This window comes from Denitromonas halophila, assembly GCF_007625155.1.
GTDB classification, from domain to species: domain Bacteria; phylum Pseudomonadota; class Gammaproteobacteria; order Burkholderiales; family Rhodocyclaceae; genus Nitrogeniibacter; species Nitrogeniibacter halophilus.
This window is the reverse complement of record NZ_VMNK01000007.1, coordinates 1-18545: the sequence shown is the minus strand read 5'-3', so window position 1 is coordinate 18545 and position 18545 is coordinate 1. Positions and strand designations below refer to the sequence as shown.

19 protein-coding genes are annotated in these 18545 nt (G+C 66.2%); 4 read left to right on the top strand and 15 right to left on the bottom strand.

Annotated features, from left to right (window positions below; translation table 11 throughout):
• Positions 1–205 precede the first annotated feature (205 nt).
• Complete coding sequence (locus FHP91_RS09540; RefSeq protein ID WP_186301496.1) at positions 206–3766, top strand: EAL domain-containing protein; 3561 nt, start codon at positions 206–208, stop codon at positions 3764–3766.
• 14 nt (positions 3767–3780) lie between these two features.
• Here the strand turns inward: FHP91_RS09540 and FHP91_RS09535 are convergent, their stop codons facing one another.
• From FHP91_RS09535 to cydP, 12 genes are all read right to left on the bottom strand, one after another.
• Positions 3781–4776 (bottom strand): SLAC1 anion channel family protein, encoded by a 996-nt coding sequence (locus FHP91_RS09535; protein WP_144309376.1) that lies wholly within the window; start codon positions 4774–4776, stop codon positions 3781–3783.
• Between the two features lie 111 nt (positions 4777–4887).
• The gene (locus tag FHP91_RS09530) at positions 4888–5535 is read right to left on the bottom strand and encodes a peroxiredoxin (RefSeq protein ID WP_144176487.1); all 648 of its coding nucleotides are present in this window, start codon (positions 5533–5535) and stop codon (positions 4888–4890) included.
• 111 nt (positions 5536–5646) lie between these two features.
• Positions 5647–6252, bottom strand: a complete 606-nt coding sequence (locus FHP91_RS09525; protein ID WP_144309375.1) for a rhodanese-like domain-containing protein — start codon at positions 6250–6252, stop codon at positions 5647–5649.
• Between the two features lie 26 nt (positions 6253–6278).
• On the bottom strand, positions 6279–6926 hold the full coding sequence (locus FHP91_RS09520; RefSeq protein ID WP_246116270.1) for a cytochrome b/b6 domain-containing protein: 648 nt from the start codon (positions 6924–6926) through the stop codon (positions 6279–6281).
• Positions 6927–6929: 3 nt separating this feature from the next.
• Positions 6930–8525 (bottom strand): tetrathionate reductase family octaheme c-type cytochrome, encoded by a 1596-nt coding sequence (locus FHP91_RS09515; protein WP_144309374.1) that lies wholly within the window; start codon positions 8523–8525, stop codon positions 6930–6932.
• Between the two features lie 69 nt (positions 8526–8594).
• Positions 8595–9290, bottom strand: coding sequence for an MBL fold metallo-hydrolase (locus tag FHP91_RS09510; RefSeq protein ID WP_144309373.1), 696 nt, complete (start codon positions 9288–9290; stop codon positions 8595–8597).
• Between the two features lie 131 nt (positions 9291–9421).
• The gene (locus FHP91_RS09505) at positions 9422–9922 is read right to left on the bottom strand and encodes a group II truncated hemoglobin (protein WP_144309372.1); all 501 of its coding nucleotides are present in this window, start codon (positions 9920–9922) and stop codon (positions 9422–9424) included.
• 36 nt (positions 9923–9958) lie between these two features.
• The gene (locus tag FHP91_RS09500) at positions 9959–10207 is read right to left on the bottom strand and encodes a cyd operon YbgE family protein (protein WP_246116269.1); all 249 of its coding nucleotides are present in this window, start codon (positions 10205–10207) and stop codon (positions 9959–9961) included.
• A gap of 16 nt (positions 10208–10223) precedes the next feature.
• A complete protein-coding gene (cydX, locus tag FHP91_RS09495) occupies positions 10224–10352 on the bottom strand; it encodes a cytochrome bd-I oxidase subunit CydX (RefSeq protein ID WP_144309370.1) in 129 nt (42 codons plus the stop codon).
• A gap of 16 nt (positions 10353–10368) precedes the next feature.
• Positions 10369–11508: a cytochrome d ubiquinol oxidase subunit II gene (gene cydB / locus FHP91_RS09490; RefSeq protein ID WP_144309369.1), complete on the bottom strand. Its 1140-nt coding sequence runs from the start codon at positions 11506–11508 to the stop codon at positions 10369–10371.
• A gap of 13 nt (positions 11509–11521) precedes the next feature.
• A complete protein-coding gene (locus FHP91_RS09485) occupies positions 11522–13078 on the bottom strand; it encodes a cytochrome ubiquinol oxidase subunit I (protein ID WP_144309368.1) in 1557 nt (518 codons plus the stop codon).
• Positions 13068–13250 (bottom strand): cytochrome oxidase putative small subunit CydP, encoded by a 183-nt coding sequence (gene cydP / locus FHP91_RS09480; RefSeq protein WP_144309367.1) that lies wholly within the window; start codon positions 13248–13250, stop codon positions 13068–13070. The genes FHP91_RS09485 and cydP overlap by 11 nt, the downstream gene beginning before the upstream one ends.
• 178 nt (positions 13251–13428) lie before the next feature.
• On the opposite strand from cydP, the gene FHP91_RS09475 reads away from it, so the two are divergent.
• Positions 13429–14784, top strand: coding sequence for a sigma-54 interaction domain-containing protein (locus tag FHP91_RS09475; RefSeq protein WP_144309366.1), 1356 nt, complete (start codon positions 13429–13431; stop codon positions 14782–14784).
• 283 nt (positions 14785–15067) lie between these two features.
• Positions 15068–15655, top strand: coding sequence for a ubiquinol-cytochrome c reductase iron-sulfur subunit (petA, locus tag FHP91_RS09470; protein ID WP_144309365.1), 588 nt, complete (start codon positions 15068–15070; stop codon positions 15653–15655).
• Here petA and FHP91_RS09465 read toward each other — a convergent pair.
• Together FHP91_RS09465 and FHP91_RS09460 are read right to left on the bottom strand one after the other, a co-directional pair.
• The gene (locus FHP91_RS09465; protein ID WP_144309364.1) at positions 15652–16386 is read right to left on the bottom strand and encodes an SDR family oxidoreductase; all 735 of its coding nucleotides are present in this window, start codon (positions 16384–16386) and stop codon (positions 15652–15654) included. The genes petA and FHP91_RS09465 overlap by 4 nt on opposite strands.
• A 145-nt stretch (positions 16387–16531) precedes the next feature.
• Positions 16532–16891, bottom strand: coding sequence for a GreA/GreB family elongation factor (locus FHP91_RS09460; protein ID WP_144309363.1), 360 nt, complete (start codon positions 16889–16891; stop codon positions 16532–16534).
• A 128-nt stretch (positions 16892–17019) separates the two neighbouring features.
• On the opposite strand from FHP91_RS09460, the gene FHP91_RS09455 reads away from it, so the two are divergent.
• Positions 17020–17946, top strand: a complete 927-nt coding sequence (locus FHP91_RS09455; RefSeq protein ID WP_144309362.1) for a LysR family transcriptional regulator — start codon at positions 17020–17022, stop codon at positions 17944–17946.
• Between the two features lie 60 nt (positions 17947–18006).
• Here the strand turns inward: FHP91_RS09455 and FHP91_RS09450 are convergent, their stop codons facing one another.
• Positions 18007–18486 carry a biotin/lipoyl-binding protein gene (locus FHP91_RS09450; RefSeq protein ID WP_144309361.1) on the bottom strand — a complete coding sequence of 160 codons (480 nt, stop codon included), beginning with the start codon at positions 18484–18486 and terminating at the stop codon, positions 18007–18009.
• Between the last annotated feature and the right edge of the window lie 59 nt (positions 18487–18545).

Here is an 18545-nt window from a genome sequence, read left to right as displayed (position 1 = left end):
CGCGGCGTGGCCGTGCTGGGTTTGATCGGCCGCAAACCCAGCACGGCCACGGCGGATTCGTCGATGCGGCGGGCTTTTCTGGGCGCGGCGTGGGCATTCAAGAATGCCTGTTCGGCGGTCGTTGATTGGCCACGCCCCGGTTGAGGGCATTGGCCGCGGTATGTTGCGGTCCAGTCAGACCACAACGCCCGAGCCCAGAGACCGCATGCGCCAGACAAACGCTGAATCTCCCCCCACCATCGCTAGCCGCTTCCACAACGAGGTGACTGCCTGGATCGTGCTCGCCGTGTCACTGGTGATCACCGCGATCGGTTGGTACATCTCGCAGACCTATGTCGAACGCCGTGCGGCCGACCGGTTTGCCTACGAGGTCGAAGACGCCCGTCAGCGCATTCTCGGGCGGATGCTCGAATACGAGCAGGTGCTGCGAGGCGGAGTGGCGATGGTCGCGTCGCTCGGGCGTCCGGCCACCCGGGCGGAGTGGCGCACCTTTGTCAGCGGCTTGGAAATCCAGCGTCATTTTCCCGGCATTCAGGGCGTTGGCTATGCGGTGATGTTGCCGTCGGAGCAACTGGCGGCGCATATCGACAGTGTGCGGGCGGAGGGGTTTGACGACTATGCCGTCACGCCCGTGGGCGCGCGGGACGTCTATAGTGCGATCGTCTATCTCGAGCCATTCGACTGGCGCAATCGCCGTGCCTTCGGCTACGACATGTACTCCAATCCGATGCGTCGAGCGGCGATGGACCATGCCCGCGACACCGGGCTACCGGCGGTGTCGGGGCGGGTGACGCTGATGCAGGAGACGGCGAAAGATGTGCAGGCCGGCTTTCTCGTCTATTTGCCGGTGTATCGGGCGGGCGCCCCGGATGATACGGTCGAGGCGCGCCGCACCGCATTGATCGGGTATGTGTACAGCCCGTTCCGCATGGTCGACCTGATGCGCGGCATTCTCGGTGGCGACACCCCGGATGTGGGCTTCGTGCTGCACGATGGCGACAGCCAGAATGCCGATACCCTGCTCTACGCCAGCGATACGGCGGTTGCGCTCGATGGCGCGGTTCGCCGTCAGACGGCCACCTTGTCCTTACCGGGCCGGGACTGGAGCGCGACCTTCTACAGCACCCCCCGTTTTGAAGCGGCCATGTCGAGCCGTCAGCCCGAAATGATCGCGGTCGGCGGCCTGCTGGTCGATGTGCTGCTGTTCATGGTGATCTGGTCACTCGGCACCGAGCGCCGGCGGGTGGAGGCGAGGGCGATGGCCATGACCGCCGATATTCGCGAAGCCACCGAGCGACTCGATCTGGCGCAGGAGGCGGCCGGGATCGGCACCTGGGAAATCGACCTGACCCAGGGGCGGGTGATCTGGGATGCGCGCATGCTTCAGCTGTACGGGATGGACGAGACACGGTTCTTCGGCCGGCTGGCCGACTGGCAGCGCTGCGTGCATCCGGACGATGTCACGCGTGTGCAGACGGTGATCCAGGCCGCGATTGCCCGGGGCGGCGTCTTCGATTCGGTGTTCCGCATCTGCCTGCCGGATGGGCGGGTCCGCCATGTCGAGGCGCACGGCTCCGCCCAGGTCGATCCGGCCGGTCGCCCGCTGCGCATGGTGGGGGTCAACCGTGACATCACCGACCAGCATGAAGCCAACGCCAAGATCGCGCTGGCGGCGAGCGTGTTCGACCATGCCCATGAAGGCATCATCATCACCGACGAGCACCAGCGGATCATCGATGTCAATCCGGCGTTTACCGTGGTCACCGGCTACCGCCGCGACGAGGTCCTCGGCGAGACGCCGGCGCTGCTGCAATCGGGCCGGCACGACGCGGCCTTCTACGCCGCCATGTGGGCCGAACTCAAGCGCACGGGTTTCTGGCGTGGCGAGATCTGGAACCGGCGCAAGAACGGCGCCTTGTACGCGCAGATGGAAACGATCTCGGCCGTGCCGGATGGCGATGGCGGAACGTGCCGCTACATTGCGGTGTTCAGCGACATCACCAAGATGGTCGAGCAGCAGGAAAAGCTCGAGCGCATGGCTCACTACGATGCACTGACCGGGCTGCCCAACCGCAGCCTGCTGGCCGACCGCCTGGCCCAGGCCATGGCGCTGGCCCGGCGGACCGGCACGCGGCTGGCGGTGTGCTATCTCGATCTGGACGGCTTCAAGCCGGTGAATGACCGCTTCGGCCACGCGGCGGGCGACCAGTTGCTGATCCAGGTGGCCGAGCGCCTCAAGGGGCTGCTGCGCGACAGCGACAGCGTCGCGCGGCTGGGCGGCGACGAGTTCGTGGTGCTGCTCAACGGCATTGAAGACGCGCTGGCCTGCGAACATGCGCTCGAGCGCCTGAGCGAGGGCCTGAAGGACACCTACACCGTGTCGGGTAGCGAGACGGCGGCCGTGTCAGCCAGCATCGGCGTGACCTTGTATCCGATGGACGATGTCGATGCCGACACCCTGCTGCGCCACGCCGACCACGCGATGTACTTTGCCAAGGAGCAGGGCCGCGGCCGCTACCACCTGTTCGATGCCGAGCAGAATCGCCAGATGCAGGCCCATCGCCAGACGGTCAGCCGTATTGGCCGGGCGATCGTGGCCGGCGAGTTCGTGCTCCACTATCAGCCCAAGGTGGACATGCGCGCCGGGCGTGTGGTGGGCGCCGAGGCCTTGATCCGCTGGGCCCACCCCAAGCGCGGCCTGCTGCCGCCGGCGGCCTTCCTGCCGGCGGTCGACGACGGCGACCTGGCGATTCCGCTGGGCGAGTGGGTGATCGGCGATGCCATGCGCCAGCTGTCCGAATGGCTGCGCCAGGGCTTGCAGATCAAGGTCAGCATCAATATTTCCGGGGCGCACCTGCAGCAGCAGGATTTCGCTGCGCATCTGGAGCAACACCTGCGCAACCATCCCGAGGTGCCGGCCTCGCTGATCGAGCTTGAACTGCTCGAAACCACGGCGCTCGATGACATCTCCAAGGTGTCGGAGATCATCGCCCAATGCCGCGCGCTGGGCGTATCGGTGTCGCTCGACGACTTCGGCACCGGCTACTCCTCGCTGACCTATCTCAAGCAGCTGCCCGCCGACACGCTGAAAATCGACCGCTCCTTTGTGCGCGACATGCTCAGCGATGCGGACGATCTGACCATCGTCGAGGGCATCGTCGGGCTCAGCCGCGCGTTCCGGCGTCAGGTGATCGCCGAAGGCGTCGAGTCTGAGGACCACGGCAAGCTGTTGTTGCGGGTCGGCTGCCACCTGGGTCAGGGCTACGGCATTGCACGGCCGATGCCGGCGGAGGCGCTACCGGAGTGGATCCGCAGCTACCGGCAGCCGGTCGCCTGGCAGCAGATCAGCGACATGCCCTGGCTGCGGGATGACCTGCCGCTCTACGCGGCGGAGTTTCATCACCGCCAGTGGCTCGATCAGCTTGTGGCCAGCCTGGCGCCCGACACCGCGACGACCCCGCCGCTCAAGGATGATCCGGCCTTGCACCGATTTGCCCAGTGGTACGCCGGCGAGGGGCAGATACGCTATGGACACCTGCCCGAGTTTGTCGCCATCGGGCCGGCGCATCGCCGGCTGCACCGGCTTGCCGATGCGCTCGCTCAGACTTACGGCGTGGCCTCGGGGCGGGATCGGGATGCGCTGTGTGCCGACATGCTCCGTGCCCGCAAAGCGTTCCTTGAACGCCTCAACGCCTTGTTGGCGGTGCTGGGCGATGGTGTGCCGCCGGCCGCACCCACGGCGGAGGCGGTGCCCGCCACCGTGTAGGCTGGCGGGCTGGGTTATTCCGGCTGGCAGATCGCGCCCGCGGTGATGGCGCGCAGTGTGCGCAGCATGAGGAAGGCGATCACTGCCGTGGTCAGCACCACCAGCGCCGCGCCCAGCCAGCGCAGGCCGTCCAGACCGGTGGCCTCGGCCATGCGAAGCGTGGCGATGGACAGCGCGGCCAGCGGAAAGGAATAGGCCCAGGCCGAGACGAAGAAGGGCACACGGAAGAAGCGCAGCGCGTTGGACGCGAGCAACATGGCCAGGAACAGCGCCGTGTAGTAGAGCACGCGGGCGAAGGCGTCGAGTTCGCCGGTCAGGTTCAGGTAGGCGATGAAGCCCACCGATGGCGGCGCCAACAGGATGAACAGGGTGGGCGTCAGGCGCAAGGCCAGTGGCGCATGGAAGAACAGGCGGTACATCACGATCGCCATCAGCACCATCCAGAACACCAGCCCGATACTGAAGAAGAACCACGACACCTCGGGCGGCGCCACATGCACGCCGATCACCGGCACGATGATGTTGCCCACCACCGGAATGAACCACGCCGGGTTGAGGTGCGTCACCTCATAGTGGGTGTGGTGGATCCAGCTGTTCATGGCCATCAGTGTGAAGCCCAGGTGCAGCACCGCACCGATTGCCCACAGCCAGCGGGCCGCCTCGGGCGCGGCGCCATACCAGGCGATGGCCAGCAGCAGGATGCCGATGGAAAAGGTGGGGAAGAAGTTCATCCTGACCGGATGGCGGCGCTCGGCGGCGACGGCCTCCGGGTAGCGCAAGAGCTTGAGCGCGTAGAGCAGCGCGATCAGCACGAACAGGCCCGTGGCCAGCACGGTCAGCGCCTGGCCGACGACTGCCGGCCAGCCGAGCAGATGCCCCGCCTTCTGCCAGGCAATGGCCAGGCCGGCCGAGCCCATGACGGTGGAGAACAGGGCGACCGGAAAGTGCGCCAGTCGGGCGCTCTTGATGGCGGGGGCGGCAGGTGTGTCGGTGGGGTTTGCTGTGCTCATGTCGGGATCCGGCGTAAGTGAAGTGGCAAGGTCGGGCCAGTGGCCTCGGCGGATGGACCGAGGCAGCACGGCAACGCTGGCTTGATGCGACGCCGCCGCGCTCTGGCCGGGTTACAGCGATTTCCTGGAGAAATACCAGTCCACGTAGTCATAGCCCTCCGAGGCCCGCTTTTCGGCGGCTTCGGCGGTCTTGGGGGGCGGCACGATGACCGCCTCGCCCGGCTTCCAGTTCTCCGGCGTGGCGACCCCGTGGGCGTCGCTGGTCTGCAGCGCCTGCAGGAGGCGGACGAACTCATCGATCGAGCGGCCGTTGCTCATCGGGTAGTAGACCATCGCGCGCAGCTTGCCCTCGGGGTCGATGAAGAAGGTGGCACGCACCGCCGAGGTATCACCGGCGCCCGGGTGAATCATGCCGTAGGCCTTGGCGACCTCCATCTTCAGGTCTTCGATGATCGGGAAGGTGATGTCGACGCCGAAGTTCTGCTTGATGCTGCGCGTCCAGGCCAGATGCGAGAACAGGCTGTCGATCGACAGGCCGAGCAGCTCGCAGTTCATGCTGCGGAAGGTGTCGGCGGCGCGGGCGAAACCCATGAACTCGGTGGTGCACACCGGCGTGAAATCGGCCGGATGCGAGAACAGGATCAACCATTTGCCACGATAGTCTTCAAGGCTGCGTGGCCCGAAGGTGGTCTCGGCCTTGAAGGCGGGTGCGGGTTCGTTGATTCTGGGGAAGGCGGGGCAGGGGGCTTGCGGTTCCATCATTGACTCCTTGTTGCGGTGATTGATGATGAACTGAATATAAGTAAATGCTAATTTACAGTGAAGTCGATTCTGCCTATGGGTGGCATAGGCCACGACCATCGGGGTGGCTTACCGGGGAGCGCCGTCTTGCGGGGCCATCTTGGCCTTGTTGAGGGTGTAGCTCCACGGCAGGCCGGCGTTCTTCCAGCCGTCGACGAGCCGCCAGTGCTTGCGTTCGCCGTCCTTGATAGTGCGGCCTTCGAAGCCGTCTACCACCACATAGACCCGCTCGTAGCCCTGCCCCTCCAGGGCCTTGGCACTGGGCGCGCCGCGCGTGCCGCCGGAGCGGCACATGAGGACGATGGCCGTGTCCTTGCCGAGCTTGCGCGCGGCGAGCGCACGGGCGACGGCTGGGGCGAAGTCTTCGTTGCGCTGCATCAGGAAGACGTTCTTCTTGTCGTTCCAGCGGCTGCGGTCGGCCGTCATGAAGGGGATGTTCACATCCACCACGTCGGTGAAGCCGGTGAACATGATCTCGACCGGGTCGCGCACATCCACCAGCAACACGGCGTCGCCGCCGGGGCCGGTCTTCATCTCGTAGGCCTCGCGTGAGTCGACATAGAGGCCCCACGATGTCTGCTGTTTCGGGTCGGTCGGGGCATCGGCGGCGAGGCACTGGGCGGCAAGGCCCAGGGTGAGGACGATACCGACCGCAGTGGGAAAGTGGCGGGGCATGGGAATCTCCTTTTTCAATGAAAATGTCAGTGTGTTTTTTCGGGGGTGGCGCGCAGGTCTTCCTCCACCTCGTCCCAACCGGTGATCATCGCCTTGATGTGGGCGAACACCGTGTGGCCGGTGGTGGTGAGATAGACATGGGCGATGACGAAGACCAGCATCATGAAGGCGCCGGCGGTGTGCACCGTGGCCACCTGTTCCAGGCTGAGCCAGCGGTCCAGCCCAAGGCCGCCCCAGTAGGCATAGAACAGGTAGAGCAGCCCGGATCCCCAGATGATTGGTGAGACCAGCGCCAGCAGTACCAGATAGGCGAGACGCTGCAGCGGGTTGTGCTTCTTGAGCGCGGTCTTGTGATAGGGGTGAGGGGCACCGACAAAAATGCCAAACATGTAGTAGCGCGCCATAGCCACCAGTTTGCTGGCGGTGGGGATGTATTGGCGCCATTCGCCGGTGGTGAATTGCCAGAATATGGTGAAGGCCCACAGCGCCAGCAGCGTCCAGGCCGACAGCGTGTGCAGGCGCACGGCGCGCTCGAAGCCGAGGCTGTGGTAGCTGCCGTGGATCTCGAAGCCGGTGACCAGCATCAGGATCACCAGCACGGCCTGGGACCAGTGCCAGAAGCGTTCATAGCGTTTGAAGACGTAGATGCGCGTCATCGGGGTGGTGTGCGACATGGCTCAGTCCTCCTTGCGCAGATGGGTGACGACACGGGCGGTGGCATGCAGGCTGACGCCGAGCAGGGCGGCCAGGGCGGCGAGCCAGCCGAGGCGGTCGAGCCAGGGGCTGCGGTCGCGGCCGGGGATGTACACGCCCTCGATGCCGGCCAGGCGGCCGTCGTCGGCATGGCATTCCTGACACGCGACGGCCTTTTCCTTGGGTGCGACCATGTGGGTGATCGGCCACAGCATCTGGGTGTCGACGAAGTCGTACTTGCCGCTGAAGGGCGCGCCGGTGGCTTCGGCGCCGGCGGCCAGGGCCTTGGGCCAGTCAAAGTTGTACCAGAAGGCCGAATCGTTCGGCACGCCGACACTGGGCACCAGCAGCGTGTTGCGCTCGGTGTCGTAAGGCTGGCGGCCGTGGAAGACCTTGACCGGCCAGATGCGGGCATTTGGCGCGCCGGGCTCGCCATGGAAGACGTTGATCGGCACGCGGGTCGTGGGATCGATGGTGTCGTTCAGCAAGGTGTAGGTGACCCGGCCGTCGAACCACTGATAGGCCGGCGTCACGTTCTGGCCATGGACGAAGGCGCCCTTCTTGCTGTCGTAGATCACATGGCCGTGATCGTCCTTTTTCTGTAAGGGCTTGCCCTCGGCGTCTAGCTGTCCGGCTTGCGACCAGTCCCAGGCCATCTTGGTGGACACGCCGCCGCGGGCGAAGGCCGGGATGTGGCAGCTCTGGCAGGCGAGGGTGTCGGTGTGCGCGTTGAGTCGCTCGGCGGCGAGCAGGCTTTCCTTGTGCGGCTTGTCGCCATGGCAGGCCTGGCAGGCGGCCGGGTTGCGCTCGGACTTTTCGCCGCGCAGCAGGGCCGGGTGCGGGTCGGCGGCGGTCATCGCGATGCGGCTGCCGGCCACGGCGTGCTGGTCGCTCACATGGCAGGTACTGCAGCTGAAGTTCAGCCCGTCCTTGTCCATGTGCACATCGAGCTCGTGCGTCGCGGTGTTGAGCGAGGAGTCGAGGTCGCCATGCTTGACGCCGTCGCCGCCACCGCCGTTGTAGTGGCAGGCGCCGCAGTTGTCGCGGCGGGTGGGGCCGACGGCCTGGGCGATCTTGGCCAGGTCGATCGGTTCGACGAACTTGCCCGAGCCCGGCGGATACTCACTGCGCACCGTGACCGGGTTGCCCGCGAAGCCGAAGGGCTTGGTGTACTCGCCAGTGTTGTGACAGGCCAGGCAATCGACCCGGCTGGCGTCGGTAAAGTCGAAGTGCTTGTCCTTCCAGCCATAGCCGATGTGACAGGACTGGCAGAAGGGTTCGTTGGACTGGTCGCCGATGCAGAAGGCGTTGACCATGGTCTTCTTGCCCAGACGCTGGCCGGTGGCCGGGTTGGCGTAGTCCCAGGTCCAGTGGCGGGTCTGCATGATCTGGTGGCTGGCCTCGGTGTGGCATTTGAGGCAAGCGCGGGTGACCGCCTCGCCGCTGTCGAAGGGGCCGGCCAGTTCCTCGAACTTGCTGTGGTCGGCGGTCGATGCCTTGCCGCTGGCGCCGACCGCGCCGGCCGTGCCGGCCATCAGCACGGCGAGCGCGAAGAGGGCGTGTATCGCTCGGTGTCGCATGATGTTTTTGTCTCCTCGTATGACGCCTCTGGTCGGGCGTTCTGCAGTGGTGTGGATGGTGCTGCTGCGCTACTGGCGCGGTTGGGGGGATGGGGGGCGCGGTTCGGGCCGGGCGTTGGCGGTCAGGAAGCGTTCGCGGCAGCCTTCGGCGAAGGCGGCATTGCGGTGGCGCTCCTCGGCGATGGTGCTCACCGTGCGGCCGTTGAAGTCATGACCGGGGAACATCAGCGTTTCGCCCGGCAGCAGGAAGAGCCGCTGGGTGACGCTGTCGTACAACTGCCCGGGGTCGCTCTGCGCGGCATCCAGGCGGCAACCGCCGATCTCCAGCGTGTCGCCGCAGAACAGGCGGTCGCGCCACAGGAAGCTCACCGAATCGGGGGTGTGCCCCGGCGTGGCCAGCACCCGCAGCACCTCGTTGGCGAAGACCACCGTCTCGCCATGCCCCTTGCGCTGCGCCGGGCCGTCGTAGGGCGAGTCGATCCCCACCACCAGTTCGGCGCCGGTGAAGCGGCACAGCTCGCCGCAGTGGCCCTGTTCGGGCGAGTGCATGTGGGTGCGCAGGACGTAGAGCAGGCGCAGGTCGCGTTCCTGCAGCAGCGCGAGCAGCAACTCGGACTGTTCGGGCAGCGGGTCGATCAGCACCGCGTCGCAGGCGCTCATGTCGGCCAGCAGGTAGCCGATCGAGTGGCTGGGTGAATGGAAAATCTGGCGAAAGTACATGCCGAAATCCTTGAGCTGTCGCGCAAGCGAGGACGTCTTAGGCATGTCGTATCAAGTTCTATGCCACGGGTCGCGTCATGAAATACCCGCAGTAAAACAGGGGGTTAGATGCACCGACCGGCGGTCGGTGGAGGCGGATGGCAGTGGCAGTGCGTGGCTGTTGGCAGCGTCTGCTGTCATTGATGGCAGTCGGCCTGGCATGGCCGCCATGCGGCGTCGTCGGGTGCGGGTGTGCGGCCGGGCGATGCGAGGCATGCGCCGGTCAGGGGGTGGCGATCGGCTTCCGGCTCAGTGCGATTGCGCAGGTGGTCCGCCATGGCCGTGAACGCGGCATTCAGCGCCGCCCGCAAGGCGGTGTCCGGCACGGTGTCGTCGAGCGCCATGCGCAGGCATTGCAGCCATTGGTCGCGCTCGCTGAAGCCGATCGAGAACGGCAGATGGCGACGTCGCATGCGCGGCATGCCATAGCGGGCGGTGAAGCGATCGGGGCCGCCCAGCCAGCCGGAGAGAAAGGCGCGCAGACGGGCTTTGGTCTCGGCCAGATCGCTGTGATGCATCCGCCACACCGGGCGGGCGTCGGGGCGTTCGGCCATGTGCACATAGAGGCGATCGACGAGTTCGGCGATGCCCTCGTCGCCCAGCCGGGCATAGAGAGACGGCGAGTTCGGTTCAGTCATGAAAATCTCCGGTTGTCGGAAGGGAGGGCGGGGGTGTCACCCGAGCCGCCACAGCGCCAGCAACACGCCGACGCCGCAGGCCGTGCCGGACAGCAGCCAGCGCAGGGGCGGCAAATGCGGCATGAATCCGACGCCGCGCACGAAGCCGGCGCTCATGGCCCAGAACAGCGCCATGGCGGCCCAGTGGTCGGCATGGCCGGCGCTGTCGGCCAGCCAGCGTGGGTTCGCGGTGATGCCCAGCGCGATGGCGATGGCGGCGAGCAGCGGCAGCCAGGCGATGCGCACGGGCTTTGTCGGTGCGCTACTCATCGCCGCGGGCATCGGGGGCGAGGGCCGTCTGGCGGCCGTCTTCATGCTCGCCCCACAGGGCGTTGAGTATGGCCAGCAGCACGGCGAAGCCGATGCCGAGCATCCAGGTGAAGTACCACATGGCGGTGTCCTCCAGATCAGTAGGCGGAATGGCTGTTTTCGCGCACGTAGGCGGCCGTGACCTTGCCGGACATCACCTGATAGGCCCAGCGGGTGTAGGCGATGATGATCGGTATGAAGATCACGGTGGCGAAGAACATGAGGGTGAGCGTCAGATGGCTCGACACGCTGTCCCACACCGTGAGGCTGGCGTCTGGGGCGCTCGAGGACGGCAGGATGAACGGGAACATCGACACGCCGGCCGTGCCGATGACGCCGGTGACACCGATCGACGAGGCGATGAACGCCGCCAGCGTGCGCCCCTTCATGGCCAGCGCCAGCGCCGTGGCGATGCCCAGGTAGGCGAGCACCGGCACCGCGATGGTGGCGGGATGATTCTGGTAGTTGTGCATCCAGGCGCCGGCGCTCCGGACCACCTCCTTGGCCAGCGGGTCGGGCAGGGCGGCGGGATCGATCACCGAACTGATGGCATAGCCCGGAATCCATTGCAGCCAAACGCCGGCCAGACTGAAGCCGACCAGCAACACCCCGCCGAACAGCAGCGCCGCGACACGGCTGCGCCGATGGATATCGCCTTCGGTGCGGTGCATCAGGTAAATGGCGCCATGGCAGGTGATCATCGCCGTGCTGACCAGGCCGCACAGCAGGGCAAAGGGGTTGAGCAGCCCCCAGAAGCTGCCGGTGTAGTAGGACACCAGGCTGTTGTCGAAGTGGAAGGGTACGCCCTGCAGCAGGTTGCCGAAGGCCACGCCGAAGATCAGCGGCGGCACCGCGCCGCCCACGAACAGGCCCCAGTCCCAGGTGCTGCGCCAGACCGGGTGGTGGATCTTGCTGCGGTAGTCGAAACCCACCGGGCGGAAGAACAGCGGCCACAACACTGCCAGCATGGCCCAGTAGAAGCCCGAGAAGGCGGTGGCATAGACCAGCGGCCAGGCGGCGAAGATGGCGCCGCCGCCGGTGATGAACCACACCTGGTTGCCGTCCCAGTGCGGGCCGACGGTGTTGATGACCACGCGCCGTTCGACGTCGTCGCGGCCGACGAAGGGCAGCAGGGTGCCCACGCCCATGTCGTGGCCGTCCATGATGGCAAAGCCGACCAGCAGCACGCCCACCAGCAGCCACCAGATGACCTTGAGGGTCGGGTAATCGATGATCATGTCTTCAGCTCCTTCAGGCGGATGCGGTTTCGTTCAGATAGCGGCCGGTGCCTAGGCTGCCGGGGCCCTGGCGGGCGAACTTCACCATCAGATACATCTCGACGATCAGCAGCACGGTGTAGAAGCCGACGAAGCCGGCCAGCGAGCCGTAGAGCGATTCCACCGACAGGGTCGAGACCGACAGATGGGTCGGCAGCACGCCGTAGATGGTCCAGGGCTGGCGGCCGTACTCGGCCACGAACCAGCCCATCTCGCAGGCGATCCACGGCATCGGCAGGAACCACAGCGCCCAGTGCAGCAGCCAGCGCCGGTCGGCGAAGTCGCCCGTGATCGAATACCAGGTGGCCAGTGCGAACAGCACAACGAAGGCGAAGCCCAGCGCCACCATCAGGCGGAAGGTCCAGAACAGCGGGGTGACGCGCGGAATGGTGTCGGCGGCGGCCCGGTCGATCAGCGCGGGGGTGACCTGGTCCATGTCGATCACATACTTCTTGAGCAGCAGCCCGAAGCCCAGATCGGCCTGATGGGCCGCAAGCTGTGCGCGGGCGGCGCTGTCTTCGGGATTGCGCCGCACTGCCTCCAGCGCCTTGACCGCCTCGATGCCGGAGACGATGCGCGTGCGGTTCTCGGCGAGGATCTCCTTGAGGCCGGGCAGCACGGTGTCGGTCGAGCGGGTGCCGATCAGGCCGAGCACCCAGGGGATCTCGATCTCCCAGTCGTTCTTCATCCCGGCCTCGTCGATGCCGGCGATGAGCTTGAGCCCAGCCGGCGCCGGTTCGGTCTCCCACATCGCCTCCATCGCGGCCAGCTTGGTCTGCTGTGCCTCGCCGACGGTGTAGCCGGACTCGTCGCCGAGCACCACCACCGACAGCGCCGAGGCCAGCCCGAAGGCGGCGGCGATGCGGAAGGAGCGCTTGGCAAACTCGACATCGCGACCGCGCAGCAGGTACCAGGCGCTGATCGACAGCACGAACATGGCGCCGGTGACATAGCCGGCCGACACCGTGTGCACGAACTTGGCCTGGGCATCCGGGTTGAACACCACGGCCCAGAAATCCACCATCTCCATGCGCATGGTGGTGGCCGAGAACTCGGCGCCGACCGGGTTCTGCATCCAGCCGTTGGCGATCAGGATCCACAGCGCCGACAGGTTGGTGCCGATCGCCATCATCAGCGTCACCAGCAGGTGCTGCTTGCGCGAGAGGCGGTCCCAGCCGAAGAAGAACAGGCCGATGAAGGTCGATTCGAGGAAGAAGGCCATCAGCCCCTCGATCGCCAGCGGGGCGCCGAAGATGTCGCCCACGTAGTGCGAGTAGTAGGCCCAGTTGGTTCCGAACTGGAATTCGAGCGTGATGCCGGTAGTGACGCCGAGCGCGAAGTTGATACCGAACAGCTTGCCCCAGAAGCGGGTCATGTCCTTGTAGATGGGCCGGCCGGTCATCACATAGACCGACTCCATGATGACCAGGATCCAGGTCATGCCGATGGTGAGCGGCACGAACAGGAAGTGGTACATCGCAGTGGCGGCGAACTGCAGCCGAGACAGGTCGACGAGTTGTTCACTGATCATGGGGGTGTCCTTGCGAAGTGGGTTGCGCGCCCTGACTGATCCGCGTTTCCATGGCCTGCGGGGTCACGGGGGGGGGCGTGTCGCGCACCACCGCCCACCACAGGGCGGTGATCGCGATCAGCTTGATGATCACGATGAGGATCAGCTCACGGGCAAGTTGTCGGTCTTTCATGCCTTGGTGTTCCCTATCTGTCCCTACACGTCATACAAGACGCGTGCCAGACGCTGTGCCGATGCGATTCTTGACGTAAAACAAGGTATTGCGTGCGTTGATCGTCATCTTGACGCTTGACGCGTGACTGACAGCGGCAGACTATTGGCAGTACCACTGACAACTCTGGCAGCGCACCATGGCACGTGACCCCCGCCCGCTGATCGAACTGAAATCCTTTCTCGAGACGCTGCCCGAGCCGCACATCCTGTTTGATCGGGACTACCGCATCCTGGCCGCCAATTCGGCCTACCGGCAGGCCAACGACGTGACCCATAGCGTCATCGGCCGCACCTGCTACGAGGTCTCGCATCACTACACCGTCCCCTGCGACCAGGCCGGCGAGAGCTGCCCGCTGGCGCGCAGCCTCGAGTCCGGCCAGCGCGAGCGGGTGCTGCACCTGCATCACACGCCCAAGGGCGAGGCCTATGTGAACATCGAGCTGTCACCGGTGCGCGATGTGGCCGGCGAGGTGGCCTTCTTCGTCGAGAAAATGGAGCCGCTCAAGGTGGCACGTGGCCTGTCTGACCGGGCCGGTCTGATCGGACGCGCACCGCGCTTCCAGGCCATGCTGGGGTTGCTGGCGCGTGTGGCACCGTCGGAGGCCACGGTGTTGTTGCAGGGCGAGTCCGGTACCGGCAAGGAGCTGGTGGCCAACGCCTTGCATGAAGCCAGCCACCGCGCCGATCGCCCCTTCATCGCTGTCGATTGCTCCGGCCTGCCCGAAACCTTGTTCGAGAGCGAGCTGTTCGGTCACGAGCGCGGCGCCTTCACCGGCGCCACGGCGCGCAAGCCGGGTCTGGTCGAAGTGGCCAGCGGCGGCACCTTGTTCATTGACGAGGTCGGCGATATTCCCCTGGGCATGCAGGTCAAGCTGTTGCGCCTGCTCGAGACCGGCACCTACCGCCGTGTGGGTGCCACCGAACTGCGCACGGCCGATATCCGTGTGGTGTCGGCTACGCACCGATCGCTTCGCGAGATGGTGGACGAAGGCCGATTCCGCCAAGACCTCTACTACCGGCTCAATACTTTCCCGATCGAGGTGCCGGCCCTGCGTGATCGCGCTGAGGATGTTCCACTACTGGCGACCAGCATGCTCGCGCGTGTGGCGCCATCGCGGACCCTGCGTCTGTCACCCGCCGTGCTGCGCTGCCTGAGCGCCTATCGCTTCCCCGGCAATGTGCGGGAGCTGCGCAATATCCTGGAGCGCGCCAGCCTGATGTGCGACGGCGAAGAAATTGGCCTGGAACACCTCCCAGCCGGCCTCTGTGACGCACCGCTGACAGCGCAGACACGCACACTCGCCAGCGACGACAGTTGCGGCACCGAGGACCTGGCTGGCATGGAGCGTCGCGCCCTGCAAGCCGCGCTGGCCGAGCACCACGGCAACCGCCGGCAGTTGGCTACCCGACTCGGCGTGTCCGAACGCACGCTGTACCGGAAGCTGAAAGCGCATGGACTGGCGGGGCGCACCGTATCGGATGCCGGCGGCTGACCGAGGTGTCGGAAGTGGCAGCGCCTGACTGCCAATCAGTGTCTTGAATGGCAGTTTTGCCGTGTCTCGACATCGAAGAGAAATAGGATAATCCATTGCCAATCAATGGTTTATCCGCATTTTGTGGTTCTGGCACGGGACTTGAGTAAGGAAGCGCAGGCAAGCCCCGGCGCACACCCGCGTCAATTTGGCTCTTCACGAGTCGCCAAATGGATCTCCCCAACCCCCAAGGTGCGGGTTCAGGCGCCGGGGTTCGCCACCTGAACAACGAGGTGCTGAACTCATGACTGACACACTTGCCGACCGCCGCCGCTTGTTGATTGCGACCTCTGCCGTGGGTGCTGCAGCCACCGCTGGTGTGGCGGTGCCGCTGGTTGCGAGTCTGACACCCTCCGAGCGCGCACGTGCCGCTGGTGCGCCAGTGGAAGTCGACATCGGCAAGCTCGCCCCGGGCGACATGATGACAGTCGAGTGGCGCGGCAAGCCGGTGTGGATCCTGCACCGCACCGACGCCATGCTCGCCAGTCTTGAGGGCAATGAGGCCGACCTGGTTGATCCCGCGTCGGCTCACCCCATGCAGCCGGCGTATGCGCAAAACCGCCACCGCGCCATCAACCCGCGCTACCTCGTCGCGGTGGGTATCTGCACCCATCTGGGCTGCTCGCCAAGCGAGAAGTTCGGCGCCGGTGCCGCCAGCGGCCTGGGCGCCGACTGGCCCGGCGGCTTCCTGTGCCCCTGCCACGGCTCCACCTTCGACCTGGCCGGCCGGGTGTATCTGCACAAACCCGCGCCCGACAACCTTGAAGTGCCGCCACACAAATACCTCAGCGACACCCGGTTGATTATCGGCGCCGACGACGACGCCGCTTAGGCGGACGCCAGCTCGCGCAAGTCAGCGGTCGCGTCTGCGCCAAAATCGTCCGACAACAGATAGCGAACCAACTGCGCCGCGCACACCGCCGGCACCAGCAATGCGCCGTCGCGCTTGAGCGCCTCGAAGCGCTCACGGGCCGGAAAGCGGGCGCCGTCGCTGCTGCGCACCTGTAACTGCATATCGGTGTCGACCAGCCCCGGCGCCAGACTGCAAATGCGCAGCCCCGGTACGCTGTCCTCGAGCGCCGCGCGGGCGTGGTGGTCCAGCGCCGCCTTGGTGGCGCCATATACATTCCAGCCCGCATACGCCTTGCGTGCCGCGCCGCTCGATACATGCACGATGCGCCGGTCGCACGCGGCCGGGCTGGCCGTCACGAACGCGTCGGCCAGCATCAGCGGCGCCGCCACGTTCAGGCTCACCGCCTGCGCCACTGCCGCGCTGCCTTGCGTGCCCAGCGGCCCGACCGGCGCCACGGTGCCGGCGTTGTTGATCAGCAGTACGGTGTCTTCGTCGGCGAGAAAGCGGGCTATCTCGCCGCCAGCGAGCCAGCGTGCCAGCGCGTCCGGATTCGACAGGTCCAGCGCGGTCTGTGCACACGCCGCGCCCGGCTGCGTCAGCGCCGGATTGTGTTGACGGGCCAGGCCGAGCACGGGGATGCCGCGTTCGAGCAGCGCCATGGCAATGGCGGCGCCCAGGCCGCGACTGGTGCCGGTGACAATGGCTTTCATTGGTGAAGTCCTTGGCAGTATCGGGGAGGGAGTTCGCCCGATAGTGTAGGTCGATTGGGCCAGACGTGACGACGCCCGACTGGCGGCATCTGCTGCTGGTCGGGCGTTGTCGGTTGGCCGGGTGCGAAGGACGGGCCGAATGCGCTCAGGCGTCGGTCAGGACATCTTCCACCCGTAGCCGGATGCGGCGGCCGTCCGGAAAGGTCCAGTCGATCTGTTCGCCCACCGACAGACCGATGAGCGCCGAACCGACCGGTGCAAGAACGGACACCTTGCCGGCGGCGGCGTCCGCGTCGGTGGGATAGACGATTTCGATGTCGCGGGACACCCCGGTGGCGTCATCGATGTAGCGGACACGGGAGTTCAGCATCACCACGCCGCGCGGCACGGCGCGGGTCGGCATCACCACCGCGCCTTCGAGCTCGGCGCGCAATTGAGGCTCCGGGTTGAGTGCCATGAGCCGGACAAAGTCGGCGTCGCCCAGGATGATGTAGTCGCTGCGCATTTCGTCTCCATAGATGTGTGTGGATGCTTCGCTGCATCCGGAACCCATGGTAGGTGAGGCCAACCAAATTGATAAGATCGCGAAAGGGCACAGCATTGGTGCCAAATTGGCGACAAAGGGCAGACGCAATGAGCAAGGTCGATGGCATGCTGATCTTCGCGCGGGTGGTCGAGGCGAAGAGCTTCTCCGAAGCGGCGCGGCGCATGAATGCCACGCGCTCCAAGTTGAGCAAGGCGGTGGCCGCGCTGGAGGCCTCGCTCGGTGTTCGCTTGCTCAATCGCAGTACCCGGCGGCTGAGCTTGACCGAAATCGGTGCGGCCTACTATGCGCATTGCGCGCGCATCGTCCAGGAGCTGGAGGACGCGGATCAGACCATCGGCCACCTGCAGGCCGAGCCACGGGGCGTGCTCAAGATCAGCGCCTCGGTGGCCTTCGGCACCTTGCACATCGCGCCCGCGCTGCCCGATTTCCTGGCGCGCTACCCGGCGCTCAGTGTGGACATGACGATCAACGACCGTATCGTCGATCTGGCCGATGAGGGCTATGACGTGGCCGTGCGCATTGTGCCCGAGCCGGCGCCGGCTCTGGTGGCGCGGCGGCTGGCACCGATCCGTCGCATGGTCTGCGCCACGCCGGCGTATTTCCGCCAGCACGGTGTGCCGCGCACACCGGAAGATCTGGTTGGCCACAATTGCCTGCACTACACCCACATGGGCGAGCGCGACATGTGGCACTTTTCGGGGCCGGTGGGGCGGATCGCGGTGCCGGTGTCGGGCCGCCTGCACATCAATGATGACGAAGCCCTGTCACAGGCGGTGCTGGGCGGCCTGGGTGTGGCCTTGCTGCCGACCTTCATCGTCGGCGCGGACCTGCAGGCCGGCCGGCTGCAGGCGGTGTTGTCCGAATACGTGCCGGTCGAGCGTTTTGCCTATGCGGTGTACCTGCCCACGCGGCATCTGCCGGCGAAGGTGCGGGTGTTCATCGATTTCCTGCTCGAGCGCTTCGGCCCGCAACCGTACTGGGATGCACGTCAGGGTGCGGCTCGGGACGTGTGAATCTACCGACCATGTGCATCGATGACCGCGTTGCTTGGCCGGCCCAGCCTGTCATGGCCCTCAATGCGCACCGGCCGCGCCGCCGGTGCCGGCCAGCGCCTGGCGCCGGGCCAGGTCGTCGCGCGCCTTGGCCATGTCGGACTGGCGCAGTTCGACGGCTGCCGCCAGCGAGCCGCTGGTGGCGAACAGGGTGCGCACCTCGCGCACCGTCTGCGCCAGTTGGGCCTCGGCCTGGTCGAGCGCGATCTTGGCGTCGGCCTCGTCGAGCTGCACCAGGGTGTCGCCAGCGCGCACGAAGTGGGTGTCGTCGGCATGGATGGCCAGCACCGTGCCGGCGGTCCGCGGGGTGATCTGCACCACGTTGCCCGCCACATAGGCGTCGTCGGTGTCTTCCGCGTAGCGGGAGACCAGCGCCCAGCAGGCGCCGTAGGCGATGCCGGCAGCGGCAAAGACGGTGCCCAGCGCGATCATCAGCGGCTTGCGGCGGCGGTCGGGCAGATTGGCGGTGGTGACGGGGGTGTTGGGGTTGGGCGTGCTCATGTTTTTATCCTCGGCATGTCGGGCTCAGGCCGCGGGGTGGGGGGTGGCGGGCAGGGCGT